We start from the raw sequence: 18,018 nt of genomic DNA, 5'->3' as shown, positions 1-18,018 counted from the left end.
GTGCCCCCTCACTCGGCCAACAAGACGTCCGCGCGTGAGCAATACGAGCAAAACCCCAGCTCAGGGCAGGGGTGTCAGTTCGACGGGGAAACCGTTGAGCACCGCCGTCCCGGACAGCGGGTCGAGCCGGGAGCCGTCGAGGAGCTGGTTGACGTTGGCGCCGGGCACGGTGGAGGCGACGGAGAGCCGGGCCCCGTCGCGGTCGTGGCCCCAGCCGTGCGGGAGGCTCACCACGCCGGTGCGGACGGTGTCGGTGACCTCGACGGGAACCTCCAGGCTGCCGCCGTCGGCGGTGATCCGGGCGAGGCCGCCCTCGGTGAGGCCGAGCCGGCCGGCGTCCTCCGGATGCACCTGGAGGGTGCACCGGTTGGAACCTCCGGTGAGGGCCGGAACGTTGTGCAACCAGCTGTTGTTGGACCGCAGATGGCGGCGGCCCACGAGCACCAGGGCGGCAGGGCGGTCGGCGAGCGCCGCGCGCAGCCGGGGGAGCTCGGCCGTGATCGGGTCCGGGAGCAGCTCGATCCTGCCGCTGCGCGTCCTCAGCACGCCCGGGAGCCGGGGCCGCAGCGGGCCCAGGTCGATGCCGTGCGGGTGCGCGAGCAGCCGCTCCAGGCTCAGCCCCTCGCCTTCGCCCGCTCCCGCTCCCGCCCCCGCGGCGGAGCCGGCGCCGAACAGATCTCCGTACGGCCCGAGTCGGAGCATCAGGTCGAGCCGCCGCTCGGGTCCGTTCTCCCCGGCGAGCAGGGCGGCCAGGTGCGCCGGGGCCTGCCCGTGCAGGGGGGAGCGGGTGTCGGCGGTTTCCTTGGCGAGGGCGCCTTGGACGGCCATGTCGTCGACGGCGGCCGGGGCGGCGGCGCCGTGCAGGCCGGACACGGCCAGGACGAGACGGGCGTGGATCTCGCACTCGTCGAGCCGGCCCGCTTCGAGCGGGACGGCAGGACGGCTGTAGCGCACCTGGTTGCGGATGGCGAACCCGTTGAAGGCGAAGTCGTGGTGCGCGCTCTGGGAGGGCGGCGGCGGAGGCAGGACGACGTGGGCGTGGCGGGAGGTCTCGTTGAGGTACGGGTCGATGCTGATCATGAAGTCGAGTCCGGCCAGGGCTGCGTCCAGGCGCCGCCCGTCGGGGGCGGACAGCACCGGGTTGGCGGCGATGGCGACCAGGGCGCGGATCCGCCCCTCCCCCGGCGTCTCGATCTCCTCGGCCAGCGCGGCCATGGGCAGTTCGGCCTTGGCCTCGGGGTGTCCGCTGACCCGGCTGCGCCAGCGGCCGAGGGTGAAGCCCTTGCCGGGCCCGGCGGGACGCGGCCGCGGGCCGGCGGCCGGGAGCGGGAAGAGGACTCCCCCTGGCCGGTCGAGGTTGCCGGTGAGGATGTTCAGCACGTCGACCAGCCAGCTGGCGAGCGTGCCGTACTCGACGGTGCAGCTGCCGATCCGCCCGTAGACGGCGGCGGTGGGCGCGGCCGCCAGGTCGCGGGCGAGGGTGCGGATCTCGGCGGCCGCGAGGTCACAGGCGGGGGCAACGGCCTCAGGAGTGAAACTCCCGAGGGCCTCGGCGAGTTCCCCGAGTCCTTCGGTCCGTTCCTCCAGCACGCCCGGGGCGGCGAGTTTCTCGGCGAGGAGGGTGTGCGCGAGGGCTGCCAGCAGCAGGGCGTCACTGCCGGGGCGCGGCGCGAGGTGGCGGTCGGCGAGCTTGGCCGTGCGGGTGCGGCGCGGGTCGACGACGACCAGGGTGCCGCCGCGGGCGCGCAGCGCCTTGAGCCGGCCCGGGAAGTCGGGGGCGGTGCACAGGGAGCCGTTGGACTCGACGGGGTTGGCGCCGAGGAGAAGGAGGAAGTCGGTGCGGTCGAGGTCGGGGACCGGGATGGCGAACGGGTCGCCGAAGAGGAGTCCGCTGGAGACGTGCTTGGGCATCTGGTCGAGGGTGCTGGCGGTGAAGAGGTTGCGGGTGCCGAGGGCTTTGAGCAGGAGCGGCGGGTAGAGGGCGCCCGCCATGGTGTGCACGTTCGGGTTGCCGAGGACCACGCCGACGGACTGGGGGCCGTGCTCCTGCACGAGGGCCGGGATCGCGGCGGCGACGGCCTCGTACGCCTCCTCCCAGGTGGCCTCCCGGAGCCGTCCGTCGCGGCGGACGAGGGGGGTGCGCAGGCGGTCGGGGTCGGCATCGAGCGCGCCGAAGGCGGCGCCCTTGGGGCAGATGAAGCCGCGGCTGAAGACGTCTTCGCGGTCCCCGCGGGCGCCGGTGACGGTGGTGCCGTCGATGGTGAGGGTGAGGCCGCAGGTGGCTTCACAGAGGGGGCAGATGCGCAGGGCGGTGCGGGGCATGGGCCCTCCAGGGACGGCAGGCTGCGGCACGGGCAGGCGGGGTGAGCCGAGCATACCGACCGGTAGGCACGGTGGGGAGGGGTACGCGGGCCGAGGCGCGGGCCGTCGGGGCGGCGCACGGGGCCGGCGGGCGGCCCCGGCCGGGCGAGCGCCGGCGGCCATCGAGGCGGGCGCGCCCGGGACGGGGCCGGGGCGGGCGGGTCGCGGGGCTCGCGGACAGAACGGCGGGCGGGACGGACGGGCCTGCGGGGCGGGCGGCCTGTCGGGCAGGCGGACGGACGGGGTCAGTCCAGTACGCGGGCGAGGTAGGCGTGCATCATCGCCCGGATCTCGGCCACGATGGCGGGGGCGCCGGCCGGGTCGGCCCGGAAGGCCAGCTTCGTCAGTGCGTCCGTGGCCTCGACGGCGACCAGCACCGCCCGTTCCAGGGTGGCGTCCGGGGTCAGGCCGAGGTGCGTGCCGAGCAGTTCGGTGAGGCGTACGGCGACCAGCCGGTTGGGGTCCGCGGCCGGACCCTCGGCCGGCGGGGCGGGCACCCCGAAGTCGACGAGCGCGAAACCGGGGACGGTGCGCTTCATGGCCAGGTACTCGTCCAGCACGGCGTCCACGACGGGCCGCCAGTCGCCGGCCGGAAGGGCGGCGAGGCGGTCCGCGATGCCTTCGGTGTACCGGTCCAGGTTGCGGTGGGCGAGGGCGATGGCCATGGCCCGCTTGTTGCCGAAGAAGCGGTAGACCGAGCCGATCGGCACCCCGGCGCGCAGGGCGACGGCCCGGGTGCTGAGGTTCTCGTACCCGGTCTCGTCCAGGAGTTCGGCGCAGGCGTCGAGTATCCGGGCGAGCCGGTCGGCGCTGCGCTGCTGGATCGGCGTACGGCGCAAGGGGTGGGCGGGGGGCACGGGGTCCATCATGCCGCTCCTGGCTTCTCGGTACAGCAGTGGTCTCAGTTCAGCAGGAGGCCGATCCCCCCGATCGTGTAAGTGATCATGAGCGCGAGCAGCGGCAGCTGGCCGGCGACGGCCCTCGCGGGCGGGAAGAGGCGTACGGAGCGGTCGTGGGCCGCGATCACGCCGAGCACGTGGCCGGTGACGACGGCGACGACCTGGAGGGCGGCGAGGCCGCCTGGGCCCAGTGGCGGCAAGGGTTCGGGGGCGTTGTCAGTGCCCAGTGCCATGCTTACTGTGCGTGGTCCTTCGATGACGAAGAGGGAGAAGTAGTGGGCGACGAGATAGCCGAGTGCGATCGGCACGAGTGAGTGCGCGAAGGCGGTCAGCGGGCCCGGGTGCGGGCCGCAGACGAGGCGGGTGGCCGCCGCGCAGAGGCAGTACAGGATGGCGACGAGAGCGACGGAAGCGAGCAGTCCGAGCGTGGCCGTGGGGGTGCGGCCGAGGGGGGAGGTCTGGAGGGTGTTGATCCACGACGGGTTGTCGGAGTAGCCGTCGTAGGCGGTGGAGCCGAGCAGGACGCAGACGGTGGCGACGAGTCCGGGCCGCTCGGGTGTCGCGTCGAGTCCGTGGAAGGGGTTGCGGAGTACCAGGCGGCCGTCGCTGCGGCGGCCGAGGGGGGAGAGCCCGGCCAGGAGGGCGGAGTACGCCTCGAAGGCGTCGCCGTCGGCGAACCAGCGCTCTCCGAAGCGGGCGGCGAGCGCGAGTTGAGCGGCGGCGTACAGGGCGGCGGCGGTCAGGAGGGTGGTGGTGGATGCGGGATCCGGAGCGGCAAGTTCGAGCCAGGTGAAGCCGAACAGCCCGGCGGCGGCCGGCCATTGGCCGAGTCGGGCGGGGAGGGGGGTGTGCCCCTGGCGGCGGGCGCGGGGCAGCAGGTGGTACAGGGTGCGGAGCGGGTTGAGCAGGCGCCAGACGGGGCCGAGGAGGAGGGAGGCGGGGACGAGGCCGACCCAGAGGAGGACATAGACCGCGCCGGGGCCGGGGTTGTGTGCGGGGTCGTCGGGACCGAGGAGGAGCGAGATGAGGACGGCGAGCGCGGCGGCGAGGCCGAGTCCGCGCAGGGCGGTACGGGTGGCCGGCGCGTCGGCGATCCGCTCCAGGGCGGCGGGCAGGGCGAGGCCTGACCGGTCGCCGCGGAAACGGGGCGCGGACCAGAGCAGACCGAGTGTGAGGAAGGAGACGAACAGCGCGGCGAAGGCACCGGCGAATGCGTAGAAGGGAGAGATCGGCAGATCGTGCTGGGACCCGATCCCGTGCGCGAGTGCGGTGAGCGGATCGGCCGGGCGGAGGACCACGCCCCGGCCCCCGCCGCCGCCCGCGGCGGGGACGAGCCCCGGCACGACCGGGGTCACCGCGGGCCGCCCGTGCGGCCCTGTTCCCCGCCGCGGAAGGGGAACGGGGCCGGGCGGGTCCGGGTCGGGGTGGGCGCGGGCGTCACCGGACGAGGAGCTGGGTCAGGACGAGGCGGGACTCGTGCGTCTCGACCTCGAAGAGGCCCGTACGGTCGGCCGTCAGGACCAGGGTGGCCTCCTGGCCTGCCGGCAGGGCGAGTTCCTTGTCGTAGCCGTGGACGTGCAGGGTGTCCGCGCGGTCACTGGTGACGCGCAGGGCGAGGCTTTCGCCGCGCCGCAGCTCGGTGCGGCCGGGGGCGGGGGCGACCTTGCCGTCCCGCACGGTGATGGCGACCGTACGGTCGGCCTGCGCTTCCGGCGAAGGCGGTGCCGACGGCGGGGCGTGGGTGTGGCCGCCCTGGCCCGGGGCGGCGGCCGTGAGCTGGGCCGTCCCCTCGACCGCCTTGCCGGCGACGGCCCAGGCGGTGTGGTCGTCCGCGTAGAGGCGGACGGTCAGGGTGTGCGCACCCTCGGGGACCTGCGCGGCGGGCAGGTGGAACCAGGGGCCGTACAGCCGGGCCACTTTGCGGCCGTCGAGCTCCAGGTGCGCGTGCCCGGCGCCCGGGAGCGCGGCGCCGCCGGTGCTGTCCGGGGTGAAGCGGAAGTTCTTCACCGTCAGCTGGAGGTTCCAGCCGTCCTCCGTATCGGGGCGGGCGGCGAGCCGGACCTCCGGCGCGCCCTCGGCCGGTACCTCACGGAGCCGGTGGCCGGTGGGGTCGGTGGTATCGAGCAGGGTGCCGACGCTGCCGGTGGCCTGCTGGTGGCTCGTGCCGGGTTTGTGGTGGGTGGTGGCCCGCCCGCCGCAGCCGGTCGCCGCTCCGCCCGCCAGGAGGAGCACGAGCGCGAGCAGGCCTGCGGTGCGGGCGGTCCGCCGGGGCCGCGCCCCGACGGACGTCACCCCGCGGCCGTCGCACCTGATGGGGTCTGCGGTCCGGTCGCTCACTGCGTTCCTCCTTCGGTCGTCCCGGCCACCGGCTCGGCGGGGGGTGCTTGTGGCGGGGTGGGTGGGGGGTCGGCGGGGCGTCATGCCGTGTCCGGTTCGGCTTGGGCGTGCAGGGCCGGGGGCGCGCCGACCGGGACCGGGGCACGGTCGCCCTCGGGGTCGCCGCCCGGGCCGGCCGGGCCCGGGCGGGATGCGGCGATGGTGGCCCACAGGACCCAGGGCACGGTCAGCAGGGCGCGGATCCACGAGGGGCCGAGAGGGATCCAGGGGATCATCAGGACGGCCTTGTCGAAGGCGTCCAGCAGGGTGAGGGCCGCCAGCACCAGGGTCAGCCGCGCCAGCCAGGGGCGGGTGGGGCGCAGCGCGATGCCCGCGCCCGTCCACCACAGGCCCAGCAGGAGCAGGGCCAGGGCGGGCACGAAGGTGTCCACGAGCGGCATCGTGGAGCCGGCCACGTCCAGGGCCAGGCCGGCCAGGCCCAGCAGCGAGGCCGCCGTGCCCAGCCGGGACCTGCGCAGGCGGCGCCACCACAGCACCCCGCCCACCAGCAGCAGCACCCCCGCCACCGCCAGCGCGATCTGGGTCTCCACCCGCTCCGGGCCGCGCGCGCCGTACCAGTCGCAGCCGGCCGGGAGCTTGCGTGCCTGGACGTTGTAGTCGGCGCAGACCAGGAGCTGGGCGAGTTTCACCGGTTCGCCCACGAGCCGGGCCGAGCCGCCCGACACCGCGCCCCGGCGCGCACCGCACTCCGGGAGCGTGCCCGGGGTGGAGCCGTCAGGTCCGCTCTGCCAGCAGTTGCCGCGGCCCTGGCCGTCCCACCACACGTCCATGCCGTTGGGGCGGGCGGCCCCGGACTTGTCCTTGCCGAGCACGTTCCCGGCGTAGCGGTTGTGGTGGGAGGTGTCCGCCTGCTTCGACCACTGCTCCTCGCCGCGGATGAAGGCCGGGACCGCCGAGAGGAAGAAGCCGGCACGCCGGTGCCCGTACACCCAGTTGTTCTCGTAGACGTTCCAGTTGCCGCCCGCGGTGATGATGCCGGTGCCCGGCGGCATGGAGATCTGGGGGCAGACCACGCCCTGCTCGTAGCCGCGCTCGATCGGCGGCTTGGCGCAGGTGCCGTCGGCGACGTAGCCGTAGTAGTCGGCGTTGTTGTCGTGGATCAGGTTCCGCTCGAACTTGGCGTGGTTCTGCGGCAGTCCGGGGTGTCCGGGGAAGGCGCTGTCCATCGAGGCGCCGCCCATGTTCAGGTCGAACTCGTTGTCGTGCACCCAGACCGAGTCCCCCGCGGTGCCGGAGTATCCGACCATGTTGTGGTGGCTGCGGCAGCCGGTGATCTCGATGGAGTAGCGCGGGACCTCGTAGCCGCGCCCGTCGTTGATGTTCGAGGCGCTGCCGGGGTAGATGCCGGAGTCGCCGTTCCCGTACGACTCGCAGTTCTTGTAGAGCCCGTGGTCGCTGGCGAAGGTCAGGAAGCCGTACTCGTCGTTCCACCGGGTCAGCACGTCGTCGATGACGAACCCGTCGCCCGCCAGTACGTACAGCGAGTTGAAGGTGGTGCGCTGGGCGGTGAAGTTGCGGAAGTAGATGCCGTTCGACTTGTCGGCGCGGATGGCGTTCAGCTTCTGGTACTTGGCGTCGATGACGACGTCCAGCCGGTTCGCGCCGGTGCCCTCGATCTGGAGGCCGGTCTTGCCGAGGATGGCGACGAGGTTCTGGTTGTGCCGGCACTGGACCTGCTGCTCGTAGGACAGGATCTGGTAGCCGAGCGCGGAGTTGGGGGCCTTCAGCGCGGCGCACTCCCCCGTCGGCTTCGGCAGTGAGGGCTCCTCCTCGTACAGGCCGGGGAGGATCGCGATGTTCATGCCGGGCCGGTCCACGGCGTCGACGGCTTCCTGGAGGTGCCGGTAGCCGTTCTTCTCGCACCGCTCGTACAGGGCGAGGTTGCGCTGCTTGAGCTCCTCCGGGAAGGCGGATATCCGGCGCTCGAAGGCGGGCCGGTCGGTCTTGCAGACCAGCAGGTCGGGCTCGGCCTTCCGGTACTGCGGCACGGATCCGGAGCCGTCCGGCAGGGTCACGGGGCGCTCCTCGTGCGCGCGGGCGGCGGGCGCGGCGGCGAAGAGGGACAGGAGGGCGAGGAGGGCGGCGAGGAGCGCCGCCGGCACGGCAGGGAACCTGCGGGTCCACGACATGCGCGTGAGAGTAGAGCAATGTTCATCTTTTTGGACCCCCCGCGGCACCGCGAAATCGCACGGCCTCGGCCCCACCCCCTCCGAAGCCCCTGCCCGATCCGGCCGGGCGGACCGGGAGGCCATTGACGCGCGGGCCGCGGAATCCTACTGTCGACCATAGGATTCCTTCGACAGAGCGGGAGCACCCATGAGCGAGCAGGCCAGGAAGACGGCGGAGGCACTGGAGTACCTCGCCGGCTTCGGCAACGAGCACAGCTCGGAGGCCGTCCCCGGCGCGCTGCCGTCCGGCCGCAACTCGCCCCAGCGCGCCCCCCTCGGTCTGTACGCGGAGCAGCTGAGCGGCAGCGCGTTCACCGAGCCGCGGCGGCACAACCGCCGCTCCTGGCTCTACCGGATCCGCCCCTCGGCGGCCCACCCGCCCTTCACCCGGACCGACAACGGCACCCTGCGTTCCGCGCCCTTCACCGAGGCCCCGGCGGACCCCAACCGGCTCCGCTGGAACCCGCTCCCCGATCCGGCCCCCGGCACCGACTTCCTGGCGGGCCTGTGGACCCTCGGCGGCAACGGCGACGCCACCCAGCGCTCCGGCATGGCCATCCACCTCTACTCCGCCAACGCCTCCATGACCGACCGGGTGTTCAGCGACTCCGACGGCGAGCTGCTGATCGTCCCCGAGCGCGGCGGCCTGCTGCTGCGCACCGAGCTCGGCCTGCTCAGCGCAGGCCCCGGCGAGGTCGCCCTGATCCCGCGCGGCGTGCGCTTCCGCGTGGAGCTCCTCGACGACGATGCCCGCGGGTACGTCTGCGAGAACTACGGCCAGCCCTTCGAGCTGCCCGACCTGGGCCCCATCGGCGCCAACGGCCTGGCCGCCGCGCGCGACTTCCGGGCCCCGGTGGCCGCGTACGAGGACGTCGAGCGCCCGACCGAGGTGGTCAACAAGTTCTGCGGCAACCTCTGGGCGGCCACCTACCACCACTCGCCGCTCGACGTGGTCGCCTGGTACGGCACGCACACCCCGTACGTGTACGACCTGCGCCGCTTCAACGTCCTGGGCTCGATCAGCTTCGACCACCCTGACCCGTCGATCTTCACCGTGCTGACCTCGCCCTCCGACACCCCGGGGCTGGCGGGCGTGGACTTCGTGGTCTTCGCCCCGCGCTGGCTGGTCGGCGAGGACACCTTCCGCCCGCCGTACTTCCACCGGAACGTCATGAGCGAGTACATGGGCCTGATCGAGGGCGCCTACGACGCCAAGGCGGAGGGCTTCGTCCCCGGCGGCGGCTCGCTGCACAACATGATGTCCGCGCACGGACCGGACCGGGAGACCTTCGACAAGGCGAGCGCCGCCGAGCTGAAGCCGCAGAAGATCGATGACGGTCTGGCCTTCATGTTCGAGACCCGCTGGCCGATCACCGCCACCACCCAGGCGGCCGGCGCCGACCACCTCCAGCGCGGATACGACGACGTCTGGCAGGGGCTCCAGCGCCACTTCCGCGCCTAGTATCGCTAAGCGCCACGCGCCCCACGCCCCGTCCTAACGGAGAACCTCCCGTGACCGCCTTCGCCCCCGACTCCCTGGTGCTCAACCGGAAGCTGCCGCTCTGGTACCAGGTGTCCCAGTCGCTGCGCGCCTCGATACTGGGGCGCACCCCGGACGCCTCGCTGCGCCTGCCCACGGAGGAGCAGCTGGCCGAGCACTACGGCGTGAGCGTGCTGACCATGCGCCAGGCGCTCAAGGAGCTGGAGGGCGAGGGGCTGATCAGCCGGCACCGGCGGCGCGGCACGTTCATCGAGCCGGGTGCGCGGCGCGGGGCGCCGGTGCGGCTGCTGGGTTCGGTCGACGCGATCGTCGCGCAGCAGTCAGGCGACCGTACGACGATTCTCGGCCACGAGCGGACGGCCGTGTCCGGGGAGCTGCTGGAGCACTTCCCGGACACGGCCGAGGTGGTCACGTACCGCCGGCTGCGCCACGACGGCGAGAGCGGGGAGCCGACCAACTGGGCGGAGAACGCGGTCCGCCCCGAGGTCGCGGAGGCGGTGGACCTGTCCGACCTGGCGCGCTGGCCGATGACCAAGGTGCTGCGTGACGTGGTGGGCGTGAAGATCAGCCGGATCACGGACACCGTCGAGGCGCGCCTCGCCGACCCGGAGACGGCCGAACTGCTCCAAGTGCCGTTGCTCAGCCCGATCCTGCACTACACGGGCGTGACGTACGACGAGGACGGCCGGGTCGTGGACGTGGCGCGGATCCGGTACCGGGGCGACCGGTTCTCGTTCACGGTGACCGTCGACGCCACCTGACCGGTGCCCGTTGCGGGCTGCTTCTCGCCGTCACTTCTCGTCGTCGTCCTTGCCGCGCTCACCCTCCGCCTGCGACGGCGTGGTCCGCATCGTCTGCGGGTGCCGCTGCATCTTCTCCTTCTCGTCCATGTCCTCGTCGAGCCGCTCGCCCTCGGCCTGCGACGGAGTCGAGTATTCGTCGTACTGACTCATGACCGCCTCCTCGACAGCAGAACACATCCGTACATATGGAGCGTAGCTCTTCGGCCCGGATACAGCCCTGCGCCGCTCCCCGGCCGCGCCCCCGGCCGCCACCTCCCGTCGCTACCATCTGCCGGGTGAGCGAAGACGTACCGCTGCTGGACGATCTGATGCCCTGGGCCGTGGGCGGCCTGCGCCTGGGCCGGGCCTGGGTGGCGGCCCCGGACCCCGCGTCCCTCCGCGCCCGCTGGGCGGCCCTGACCGGCACCGAAGGGTCCGAGCGGGACCGGCTGTTCCGCCCGACCCGGACCCGTACGCCCACCACCGGGGCGGCCGCGCTGCCCGGCCGGCGCTCGCCGTCGACCGCCCGCTTCGCCGATGCGCCGGGCCCCTGCCCCGACCCCGTACGGGTGCTGCGCGACCCCTTCGACGAGCAGTGGCTGCTGCCCGACCAGCGGCTCATCGACACGGCCCGCCCGGAGCTGTGGCGGGTCCTCGACGAGCACCAGCTCTTCACCGTCGAGACCCCGGACCTGCTGGTCACGGCGCACCTCCCGGCCGGCCGACTGGGCCGGATCCGCCCGCTGCACCGCCGCCCGGGCGGCGCCGAGCCCAATCTCGCGCCGGGTCTGCTGCCGCTGCTCGGCGAGCGCTACGGCGGCCCGGTCACCCCGCAGGACGTGCTGTGCTGGATCCTCGCCGCGGGCCGCCCCGGCCCCCGGGGGTACGAGGTCCCGCTCACCGGCGACCCCGGGCGCTGGCGGGCCGGGCTGGAGCTGGGGCACCGGCTGCTCGCCGTCCAGCTGCGGGGCGGGCCCGGCGCCGAGCCGCCCCGGCTGCCGGGCGGGCGGCGCCCGTACGTGCGCTCGGCGGTCCCGGCCTGGCCGGACGGGCTCGCGTACGACCCGGAGACCGAGACCCTCGGCCTGGGGGCCGGGACGGTCTCCCCCGTACCGCGGGGCGCCTGGGAGTACGAGGTGCAGGGCGGTACGCGGGTGCTCGAAGCCTGGTTCGCCGCACGGACCGCCCACCGGGATCCGGAGGCCGACGGGCTGGAGGCGCTCGGTCCGGCCGAGTGGCCGCAGGCCTGGACCTCGGAGCTGCTGGCACTGGTGACCACCCTGGCACTGCTGGCCGATCTGGCTCCGGAGCGGGCGGCGTTCACCCCCGGGCCACTGCTGCCCGCCGCCGGTCTGGCGGCCGCGGGGGTGCTGCCGCCGCCGCGCTGGGCCCGGCGCCCGGCGTCCGTACTGGACCACCGCGAGGAGGGTCCGGGCGGGCAGTTCGCGCTGCTCTGACGGGAACCGCACGGCCCGCGCCCCCTCCGGCACCAAAACCGGACGCCCCTCGCCCTCCGGCACCGGGAATGCACGGGCCCGGCCCCGGGTCAGGTGGCCTCCGCGGGCCCCCACGCCCCGAGCAGCCGGGACACCGAGCGGTCGAACACCGCGCCCAGGTCGGACGCCGCCTCCGTCACCGGATGCGCGCCGGCGAGCGCCTCCGCCAGCCGCGGGTACTGCCCGGTTGCCAGCCGTGAGCCCAGCCAGGCCATCCGCATGCCCTCCTCGGCGGCCTCGCTCCACGGCAGCGACCGGGCCCGTTCGGCCAGGGCCAGCTCGCTCGCCACGAAGGTGGCCACCGTGCCGTTGACCGCGGCGACGAGCTCCAGCTTCTCCCCGCCCGACACCTCCAGCGGGGCCAGGCAGTCCAGGCTGTGCTCCAGGTAGCGCAGGGCGTTCGGGCTGAAGCCGTAGACGGGGGTCAGCAGCCGGGGCAGCCAGGGGTGGCGGTGCATCATCTTCCGCGTCTGGCGGGCGAGCGCGAGCAGATCGGCCCGCCAGTCCCCGGTCGGCGGGGTCAGTTCGTACTCCCCGCCGACCGCGTCGACCATCAGCTCGTACAGGTCCTCCTTGCGCGGCACGTAGTTGTACAGGGACATCGTCCCGGCGCCGATCCCGGCGGCCACGCGCCGCATGGAGACGGCCTCGATCCCCTCCGCGTCCGCGATCCGCACGGCCTCGGCCGCGATCGACTCACGGGTGTGCGCGGGCCGGGGTCCGCGGCCGGCGCGCCCCGGGCGGGCCCAGATCACTTCGGGTTGGGCGGGTCGCCCGCTGGCTGCCATCACTCATCACCTCGCCATCATCCTAGTTACGTACACCGTACGGAGTGAGGTAGGGTCCGACGCATGACAACTACGTACGCTGTACTGAGTGAGGGCCTGGAGAAGCGTTTCGGCGAGGTACACGCACTGCGCGGTCTCGATCTGGCGGTGCCGGCCGGTTCGGTCTGTGCCCTCCTCGGCCCCAACGGCGCGGGCAAGACCACGGCCGTCCGGATCCTCACCACGCTGACCCGGCCCACCGCCGGCCGCGTCCTCGTCGCCGGCCACGACGTCGTGCGCGATCCGGCGGCCGTCCGCCGCGCCATCGGCGTCACGGGCCAGTACGCCTCGGTCGACGGGGATCTGACGGGCCGCGAGAACCTGCGGCTGTTCGCCCGCCTCGCCGGACTGCGCGGTCCGGCCGGGCGGGCCCGGGCCGACGAGCTGCTGGAGCGGTTCGGCCTGGACGAGGCCGCCGACCGGGTGGCCGGCACCTGGTCCGGAGGGATGCGCAGGCGCCTCGACCTCGCCGCCGGGCTGATCACCCGCCCCCGCGTCCTCTTCCTCGACGAGCCCACCACGGGCCTCGATCCGGCGGCCCGCGAGCACATCTGGACGGCAGTTCGAGCACTCGCCGAGGAGGGCACGACGGTCCTCCTCACCACGCAGTACCTCGAGGAGGCCGACCGCCTCGCCGACGACGTCGTGGTCGTCGACCGCGGCCGGGCCGTGGCCACGGGCACCCCGGCCGAGCTGAAGTCCCGGATCGGCTCGTACGCCGAGGTGACCGTCGCCGAGGCCGCGGCGCTCCACGGCGCGGCCGTCGTACTCGACCGGCTGACCGGCGGCCGTCCCGTACTCGACGCCCAGCGCCTGACGGCCGGGGTGACGGTTCTGGACCGGACGCTCACCCTGCCCGGGATCATCCGCGCCCTCGACCAGGCCGGGATCCCGGTCACCGACGCGAGCCTGCGCCCGCCCACCCTCGACGAGGTGTTCCTGCGCCTCACCCGGGTCCGCACCACCACGACGAAGGAGCGAGCGGCATGAGCACCCTGCTGCAGGACGGCGGCGCCGTCCTCACCCGACAGCTGCAGAAGACCCGGCACGCACCCGCGCTGCTGATCCTCACGCAGACCATGCCGATCACGATGCTGCTCTTCTTCGGGTACGTCTTCGGCAGCGCGCTCGCCATGCCCGGCGACCGGTACCGCGAGTTCCTGGTGCCCGGACTGCTCGCCGCCACCGCCGCGAACGGCCTCATGACCGGCATGTTCACGGCCGCGCAGGACGCCCACCGCGGGGTGATGGACCGCTTCCGGACCCTGCCGATGAGCCGCGCGGCCGTACCGCTCGGGCAGACCGCCGCCGACCTTCTGACCACGGCGCTCTCCATGGTGCCCGTGATGCTGGTGGGGCTCGCGATGGGCTGGCGGATCGAGACCGGACTCCCGGGCGCGCTGGGGGCGCTCGGCGTGCTCCTGCTGTTCCGCTTCGCCACGGCATGGGTGGGGACGTACCTCGGCCTGCTGAGCAGCAGCGAGGAGGCGGCGGGGCAGCTCGGCAGCGCCACTTTCGTGCTGCCGATGCTGTCCAGCGCCTACCTGCCGACCGCGGGACTGCCCGGGTGGCTGCGCACGATCGCCGAGTGGAACCCGATCAGCGCCGTCGCCACGGCGGTGCGCGCCCTGTGCGGGAACGCGGGCGGCGAGGCCGCGGCGGGCGCCGCCTGGCCGGCGGCGCACCCGGTCGCGGGGGCCGTCGTCTGGTCGCTGATCCTGCTGGCCCTCTTCGCTCCGCCGGCCACGCGCAGGTTCGCACGCGGCCGGGAGTGAGAGCCGTACGCCGTCCACGGGGGACGCGCCATACGCGGAGGAACCGTGCACGGCGTGGCATGTCGACATCCTGTGTGGTGACAGGTCCGGGTCCCAGCGGGTAGGCAGGCTGTCATGACACCCGACTCGCCCGCGCCCGCGCGCCCCGTGGACCCCCTGCCCCTCGACGGGGTCACCGTCGTCGCCGTCGAACAGGCCGTCTCGGCCCCCTTCGCCACCCGCCAGCTCGCCGACCTCGGAGCCCGGGTGATCAAGGTCGAGCGGCCCGACGGCGGCGATTTCGCGCGTGCCTACGACTGTGCCGCGCACGGACTGGCCTCGCACTTCGTCTGGGCCAACCGGGGCAAGGAGTCGATCGCGCTCGACCTGAAGGACCCGCGCGGCCGGGAGGTCCTGCACGGGCTGCTCGCCGGGGCCGACGTCTTCGTGCAGAACCTCGCCCAGGGGGCCGCCGCCCGGCTCGGGCTCGACTCGGCCGCGCTGTGCGAGCGGTACCCGAGGCTGGTCGCCGTCGACATCTCCGGGTACGGGGCCGAGGGCCCGTACGCCCACAAGCGCGCCTACGACATGCTCGTGCAGTGCGAGGCGGGGCTGGTCTCGGTGACCGGCACCCCGGAGCAGCCCGTCAAGGCGGGGATCCCGGCCGCTGACATCGCGGCGGCCATGTACGCCTTCTCCGGGGTCCTCGCGGCCCTGCTGCGCCGCGGGACGACCGGGCGCGGGGGCCGGGTGGAAGTCTCGATGCTCGACGCTCTGGCCGAGTGGATGGGCCATCCGCTGCACCACACGATGCACGGCGGGGAGCAGCCGGTGCGCACGGGCCTCGCGCACGCCGTCATCGCCCCGTACGACGCCTACCCGACGGCGGACGGGGACCGGGTGCTGCTGTCGGTGCAGAACGACCGCGAGTGGCGGCGGCTCGCCGAACAGGTTCTGGGACGGCCTGAGTTGGCCGAGGATCCGGCGTACGCGACGAACGCGGCGCGCACCCGCGGCCGGGAGAAGACCGATGCGGTGGTCGCCGAGGCGCTGGCCCTGCTGGGCGCGGACGAGGCGATCGGGCGGCTGGAGGCGGCGGGCATCGCGTGCGCACGGCTGAACTCGGTGGCCCGGCTCGCGCAGCACCCGCAGCTGACGGCACGGGACCGCTGGCGGGAGGTGGGATCACCGGTCGGTCCGCTGCGGGCGCTGCTGCCGCCGATCGGACTGCCGGACGGCGCGGCACCGCACATGGGTGCGGTGCCCGCGCTCGGCGAACACACTGAGGCCCTGCTGCGCGCCCTGGGGATGACGGGCGCACAGATCACGACACTGCGCCGGGATGGTGTGGTTGCGTAGGGCCGGGGAGCGAAACCAGTGGGAGTCGGGGATGTTTGTTACGAGCGGCGGCTGCCGAAGAGCGTGCGACGCAGCCGCCGCAGCGGCGCGAAGAGCGACACGCGCGCGCTCCGGCTCCGCAGGCGGTGCGTGTGGTCGCGAGAGGTGAGTTCGCGCATCAGCAGCGTCGCCTCGGCCGTCTCGCGGTGCGGGACGGCAGGGCCGCCCAGCACGGCGAGGTGGCGGTCGAGGCGCGAGCTGGTCGCACTGCTGCCGCAGGTGATGGCAGGCACGCGAGGCGGCCTGCTGCGCATTGCTATCTGTTCCATGTTCTCTCCCCACCCGTACGAGGGCACCCGGCCCGGGCAGGGTAACCCTATCGCCCCTGCGTCGCGCTCGGGTATCCCGGTGGTGTGAATTACCCCTATGGCGACAGGGAGTTGACGGTAACTCAGCGGAGTCGGCCGTCACTCTCCGCAGGTGAAGGGGCCTTGTGCGGATCCTGCGGGGGCCCGCGCACGAAGTCCCGCCGGTATCGGGGTCACTTCGAGCGCACTGCGCTAACTTGGAGTGATCGCCCGCCGACACACGGACACACCTGGGGGCTCGCGTGAGTGACGAATTCGGTGGGGCGGACGGGGAATCCGCCGCGGACCGTGTCATCTCGGGCCGGTACCGGCTGCTCGACGTGCTGGGCCGGGGCGGCATGGGCATCGTGTGGCGGGCCCGCGACGAGGTGCTGGGCCGCGAGGTGGCCGTCAAGGAGGTACGGGCCCCGGCCGGCCTGGACGGCGCCGAACTCGGGCGGATGTACCGGCGGCTCGAACGGGAGGCCTGGGCGGCGGCCCGGGTCTCGCACCGCGGGGTCGTCACGGTCTACGACGTGGTCACCGAGGACGGCCGGCCCTGGATCGTCATGGAGCTGGTGCGCGGACTCTCGCTGGCCGACGTGCTGGAGGCCGAGGGGCCGCTCACCCCTCAGCGGGCCGCGCACCTCGGGGAGCAGGTGCTGGCCGCGCTGCGCGCCGCGCACGAGGCCGGGGTGCTGCACCGGGACGTGAAGCCCTCCAACGTGCTGATCGCCAACGACGGCCGGATGGTGCTGAGCGACTTCGGGATCGCCAGCCTGGAGGGCTCGTCGGCGATCACGATGACGGGCGAGGTGGTGGGCTCCCCCGAGTTCCTGGCGCCGGAGCGGGCGATGGGGCGCGATCCGGGGCCCGAATCGGACCTGTGGTCGCTCGGGGTGATGCTGTACGCCGCCGTCGAGGGGGTCACACCCTTCCGGCAGGACACCCCGCTGTCCACGCTGCGGGCGGTGGTGGACGAGGAGTTGCCGCCGCCGCGCCGTGCCGGGCCGCTGACGCCGGTACTGGAGGGGCTGCTGCGCAAGGACCCGGAGGAGCGGCTCCCCGCGGCGGAGGCGGCCCGGATGCTGCGGATCATCGGGGCGGGCGGGATCGTACGGGGCTCCGGCGGGGCGGTGTCGGGTCCGGACTCGCCGACGGCCACGGCGCACTACCGGCACGGCCGCCAGGACGGGCAGGACGGGCCGGACCGGCGGGGCGGGCCCACCGCGCCGGTGCCGGGGCCGGTGCCGGCACCGCGTCCCGGCCCGGGCGGGGCTGCGGGCGGCGGGGCGCCGCCGCGCGAGGGGCGGGCCGGGCTGGTGCTGACCGCCGGGATCGTGGTGCTGCTGCTGGCCGTGGTCGCGCTGGTGTGGCTGTTGCTCAGGGACCGCGACACGACGGGCGGGGGCGGGGGCACCGGCCCGACGGGCCCGGCCGCCACCTCGGCTGCCGCGTCCGCGAGCCCGTCCGGCTCGGGGCCGCCGTCGGCGTCCCCGTCGCCGTCCGCTTCGCCGTCGGCCACGCCCCCGCCGCGGTTCGCCGTGTCGGTCCGCGCCGTACGGGCGGGCTACCGCGGGAGCTGCCCGCCGGCCGCCTCGCTGGCGCCCGCCTTCGCGGCGGACGTCGAGGCGGACCGTGTGCCCGCCGTGCTGGAGTACCGCTGGGCGACGCGCAGCGGGGTCACCTCCGGCCCGGGCTGGCAGTCCGTCACGTACCCGGCGGACGGCCCCAGGAGCCGGCGGCTGGACCACACCGAGCTCACGTACTACCCGAGCGCGACCTTCTCCGACGCGGTCCGGCTGGAGGTGCGCGGGCCCGCTCCGGCGGCCTCGGACTGGGTGGAGTTCTCCGTGACGTGCGAGGAGGGGGAGACCCCGACGGGCTCGCCCTCCCCCTCCCCCGGTGCGAGCGGCTCGCCCGCCCCGGTGTCGGTGTCGGCGGGGCCGGCGGCGTCGGACCCGGAGGCCGCCCCGTAACGGCTCCGCGGCCGGCACGGGGCGGGTCCGGTCAGACACCCCATGTCGTTCGGTGTCAAGCGGCATGGGGTTAAGCGTGGTGGGACCAGGCGGTCGCTTCGTCGTAGCGGGTGCGGGTTTTGAGGCAGCCGTGGAGGATGCCGACGAGTCGGTTGCCGAGTTGGCGGAG

Annotated in this window: 15 protein-coding genes; 7 read left to right on the top strand and 8 right to left on the bottom strand. The window is 74.2% G+C overall.

Annotation, left to right across the window (positions count from 1 at the left end):
• Nucleotides 1-60: 60 nt before the first annotated feature.
• The 5 genes from ABTY04_RS18820 to ABTY04_RS18800 all read right to left on the bottom strand — a co-directional run bounded on the left by ABTY04_RS18820 (nt 61) and on the right by ABTY04_RS18800 (nt 7,786).
• Nucleotides 61-2,322 carry a molybdopterin-dependent oxidoreductase gene (locus ABTY04_RS18820; protein WP_352214456.1) on the bottom strand — a complete coding sequence of 754 codons (2,262 nt, stop codon included), beginning with the start codon at nt 2,320-2,322 and terminating at the stop codon, nt 61-63.
• 284 nt (nt 2,323-2,606) lie between these two features.
• Nucleotides 2,607-3,227 (bottom strand): TetR/AcrR family transcriptional regulator, encoded by a 621-nt coding sequence (locus tag ABTY04_RS18815; protein WP_352214577.1) that lies wholly within the window; start codon nt 3,225-3,227, stop codon nt 2,607-2,609.
• 35 nt (nt 3,228-3,262) lie between these two features.
• The gene (locus ABTY04_RS18810) at nt 3,263-4,558 is read right to left on the bottom strand and encodes a hypothetical protein (RefSeq protein ID WP_352214576.1); all 1,296 of its coding nucleotides are present in this window, start codon (nt 4,556-4,558) and stop codon (nt 3,263-3,265) included.
• Nucleotides 4,559-4,697: 139 nt separating this feature from the next.
• Entirely contained in the window at nt 4,698-5,552 is an 855-nt protein-coding gene (locus ABTY04_RS18805) for a cupredoxin domain-containing protein (protein WP_502996673.1), read from the bottom strand.
• Between the two features lie 125 nt (nt 5,553-5,677).
• The gene (locus ABTY04_RS18800; protein ID WP_352214455.1) at nt 5,678-7,786 is read right to left on the bottom strand and encodes a right-handed parallel beta-helix repeat-containing protein; all 2,109 of its coding nucleotides are present in this window, start codon (nt 7,784-7,786) and stop codon (nt 5,678-5,680) included.
• A gap of 187 nt (nt 7,787-7,973) precedes the next feature.
• On the opposite strand from ABTY04_RS18800, the gene hmgA reads away from it, so the two are divergent.
• Both hmgA and ABTY04_RS18790 read left to right on the top strand, forming a co-directional pair.
• Nucleotides 7,974-9,287, top strand: coding sequence for a homogentisate 1,2-dioxygenase (gene hmgA / locus ABTY04_RS18795; RefSeq protein ID WP_352214454.1), 1,314 nt, complete (start codon nt 7,974-7,976; stop codon nt 9,285-9,287).
• 50 nt (nt 9,288-9,337) lie between these two features.
• Nucleotides 9,338-10,087, top strand: a complete 750-nt coding sequence (locus tag ABTY04_RS18790) for a GntR family transcriptional regulator (RefSeq protein WP_352214453.1) — start codon at nt 9,338-9,340, stop codon at nt 10,085-10,087.
• Between the two features lie 30 nt (nt 10,088-10,117).
• Here the strand turns inward: ABTY04_RS18790 and ABTY04_RS18785 are convergent, their stop codons facing one another.
• Nucleotides 10,118-10,279, bottom strand: a complete 162-nt coding sequence (locus ABTY04_RS18785) for a hypothetical protein (RefSeq protein WP_352214452.1) — start codon at nt 10,277-10,279, stop codon at nt 10,118-10,120.
• A gap of 158 nt (nt 10,280-10,437) precedes the next feature.
• Between ABTY04_RS18785 and ABTY04_RS18780 the strand changes: the two genes are divergently transcribed.
• On the top strand, nt 10,438-11,565 hold the full coding sequence (locus ABTY04_RS18780; protein WP_352214574.1) for a type ISP restriction/modification enzyme: 1,128 nt from the start codon (nt 10,438-10,440) through the stop codon (nt 11,563-11,565).
• Between the two features lie 89 nt (nt 11,566-11,654).
• Here ABTY04_RS18780 and ABTY04_RS18775 read toward each other — a convergent pair whose 3' ends face one another.
• Nucleotides 11,655-12,392, bottom strand: coding sequence for a TetR/AcrR family transcriptional regulator (locus tag ABTY04_RS18775; RefSeq protein ID WP_352214451.1), 738 nt, complete (start codon nt 12,390-12,392; stop codon nt 11,655-11,657).
• Nucleotides 12,393-12,455: 63 nt separating this feature from the next.
• On the opposite strand from ABTY04_RS18775, the gene ABTY04_RS18770 reads away from it, so the two are divergent.
• The 3 genes from ABTY04_RS18770 to ABTY04_RS18760 all read left to right on the top strand — a co-directional run bounded on the left by ABTY04_RS18770 (nt 12,456) and on the right by ABTY04_RS18760 (nt 15,544).
• Nucleotides 12,456-13,421, top strand: a complete 966-nt coding sequence (locus tag ABTY04_RS18770) for an ATP-binding cassette domain-containing protein (protein ID WP_352214450.1) — start codon at nt 12,456-12,458, stop codon at nt 13,419-13,421.
• Entirely contained in the window at nt 13,418-14,206 is a 789-nt protein-coding gene (locus tag ABTY04_RS18765; RefSeq protein ID WP_352214449.1) for an ABC transporter permease, read from the top strand. The genes ABTY04_RS18770 and ABTY04_RS18765 overlap by 4 nt, the downstream gene beginning before the upstream one ends.
• Before the next feature lie 114 nt (nt 14,207-14,320).
• On the top strand, nt 14,321-15,544 hold the full coding sequence (locus ABTY04_RS18760) for a CaiB/BaiF CoA transferase family protein (protein WP_352214448.1): 1,224 nt from the start codon (nt 14,321-14,323) through the stop codon (nt 15,542-15,544).
• A 38-nt stretch (nt 15,545-15,582) separates the two neighbouring features.
• Here the strand turns inward: ABTY04_RS18760 and ABTY04_RS18755 are convergent, their stop codons facing one another.
• Complete coding sequence (locus ABTY04_RS18755) at nt 15,583-15,852, bottom strand: hypothetical protein (RefSeq protein ID WP_076046471.1); 270 nt, start codon at nt 15,850-15,852, stop codon at nt 15,583-15,585.
• A gap of 377 nt (nt 15,853-16,229) precedes the next feature.
• On the opposite strand from ABTY04_RS18755, the gene ABTY04_RS18750 reads away from it, so the two are divergent.
• Nucleotides 16,230-17,849, top strand: a complete 1,620-nt coding sequence (locus ABTY04_RS18750) for a serine/threonine-protein kinase (RefSeq protein WP_502996672.1) — start codon at nt 16,230-16,232, stop codon at nt 17,847-17,849.
• Nucleotides 17,850-18,018 lie beyond the last annotated feature (169 nt).

This window comes from Streptomyces sp. NPDC097981, assembly GCF_040302565.1.
In the GTDB taxonomy this organism is placed as follows: Bacteria; Actinomycetota; Actinomycetes; order Streptomycetales; family Streptomycetaceae; genus Streptomyces.
This window is presented reverse-complemented; position numbering and strand designations above follow the sequence as displayed.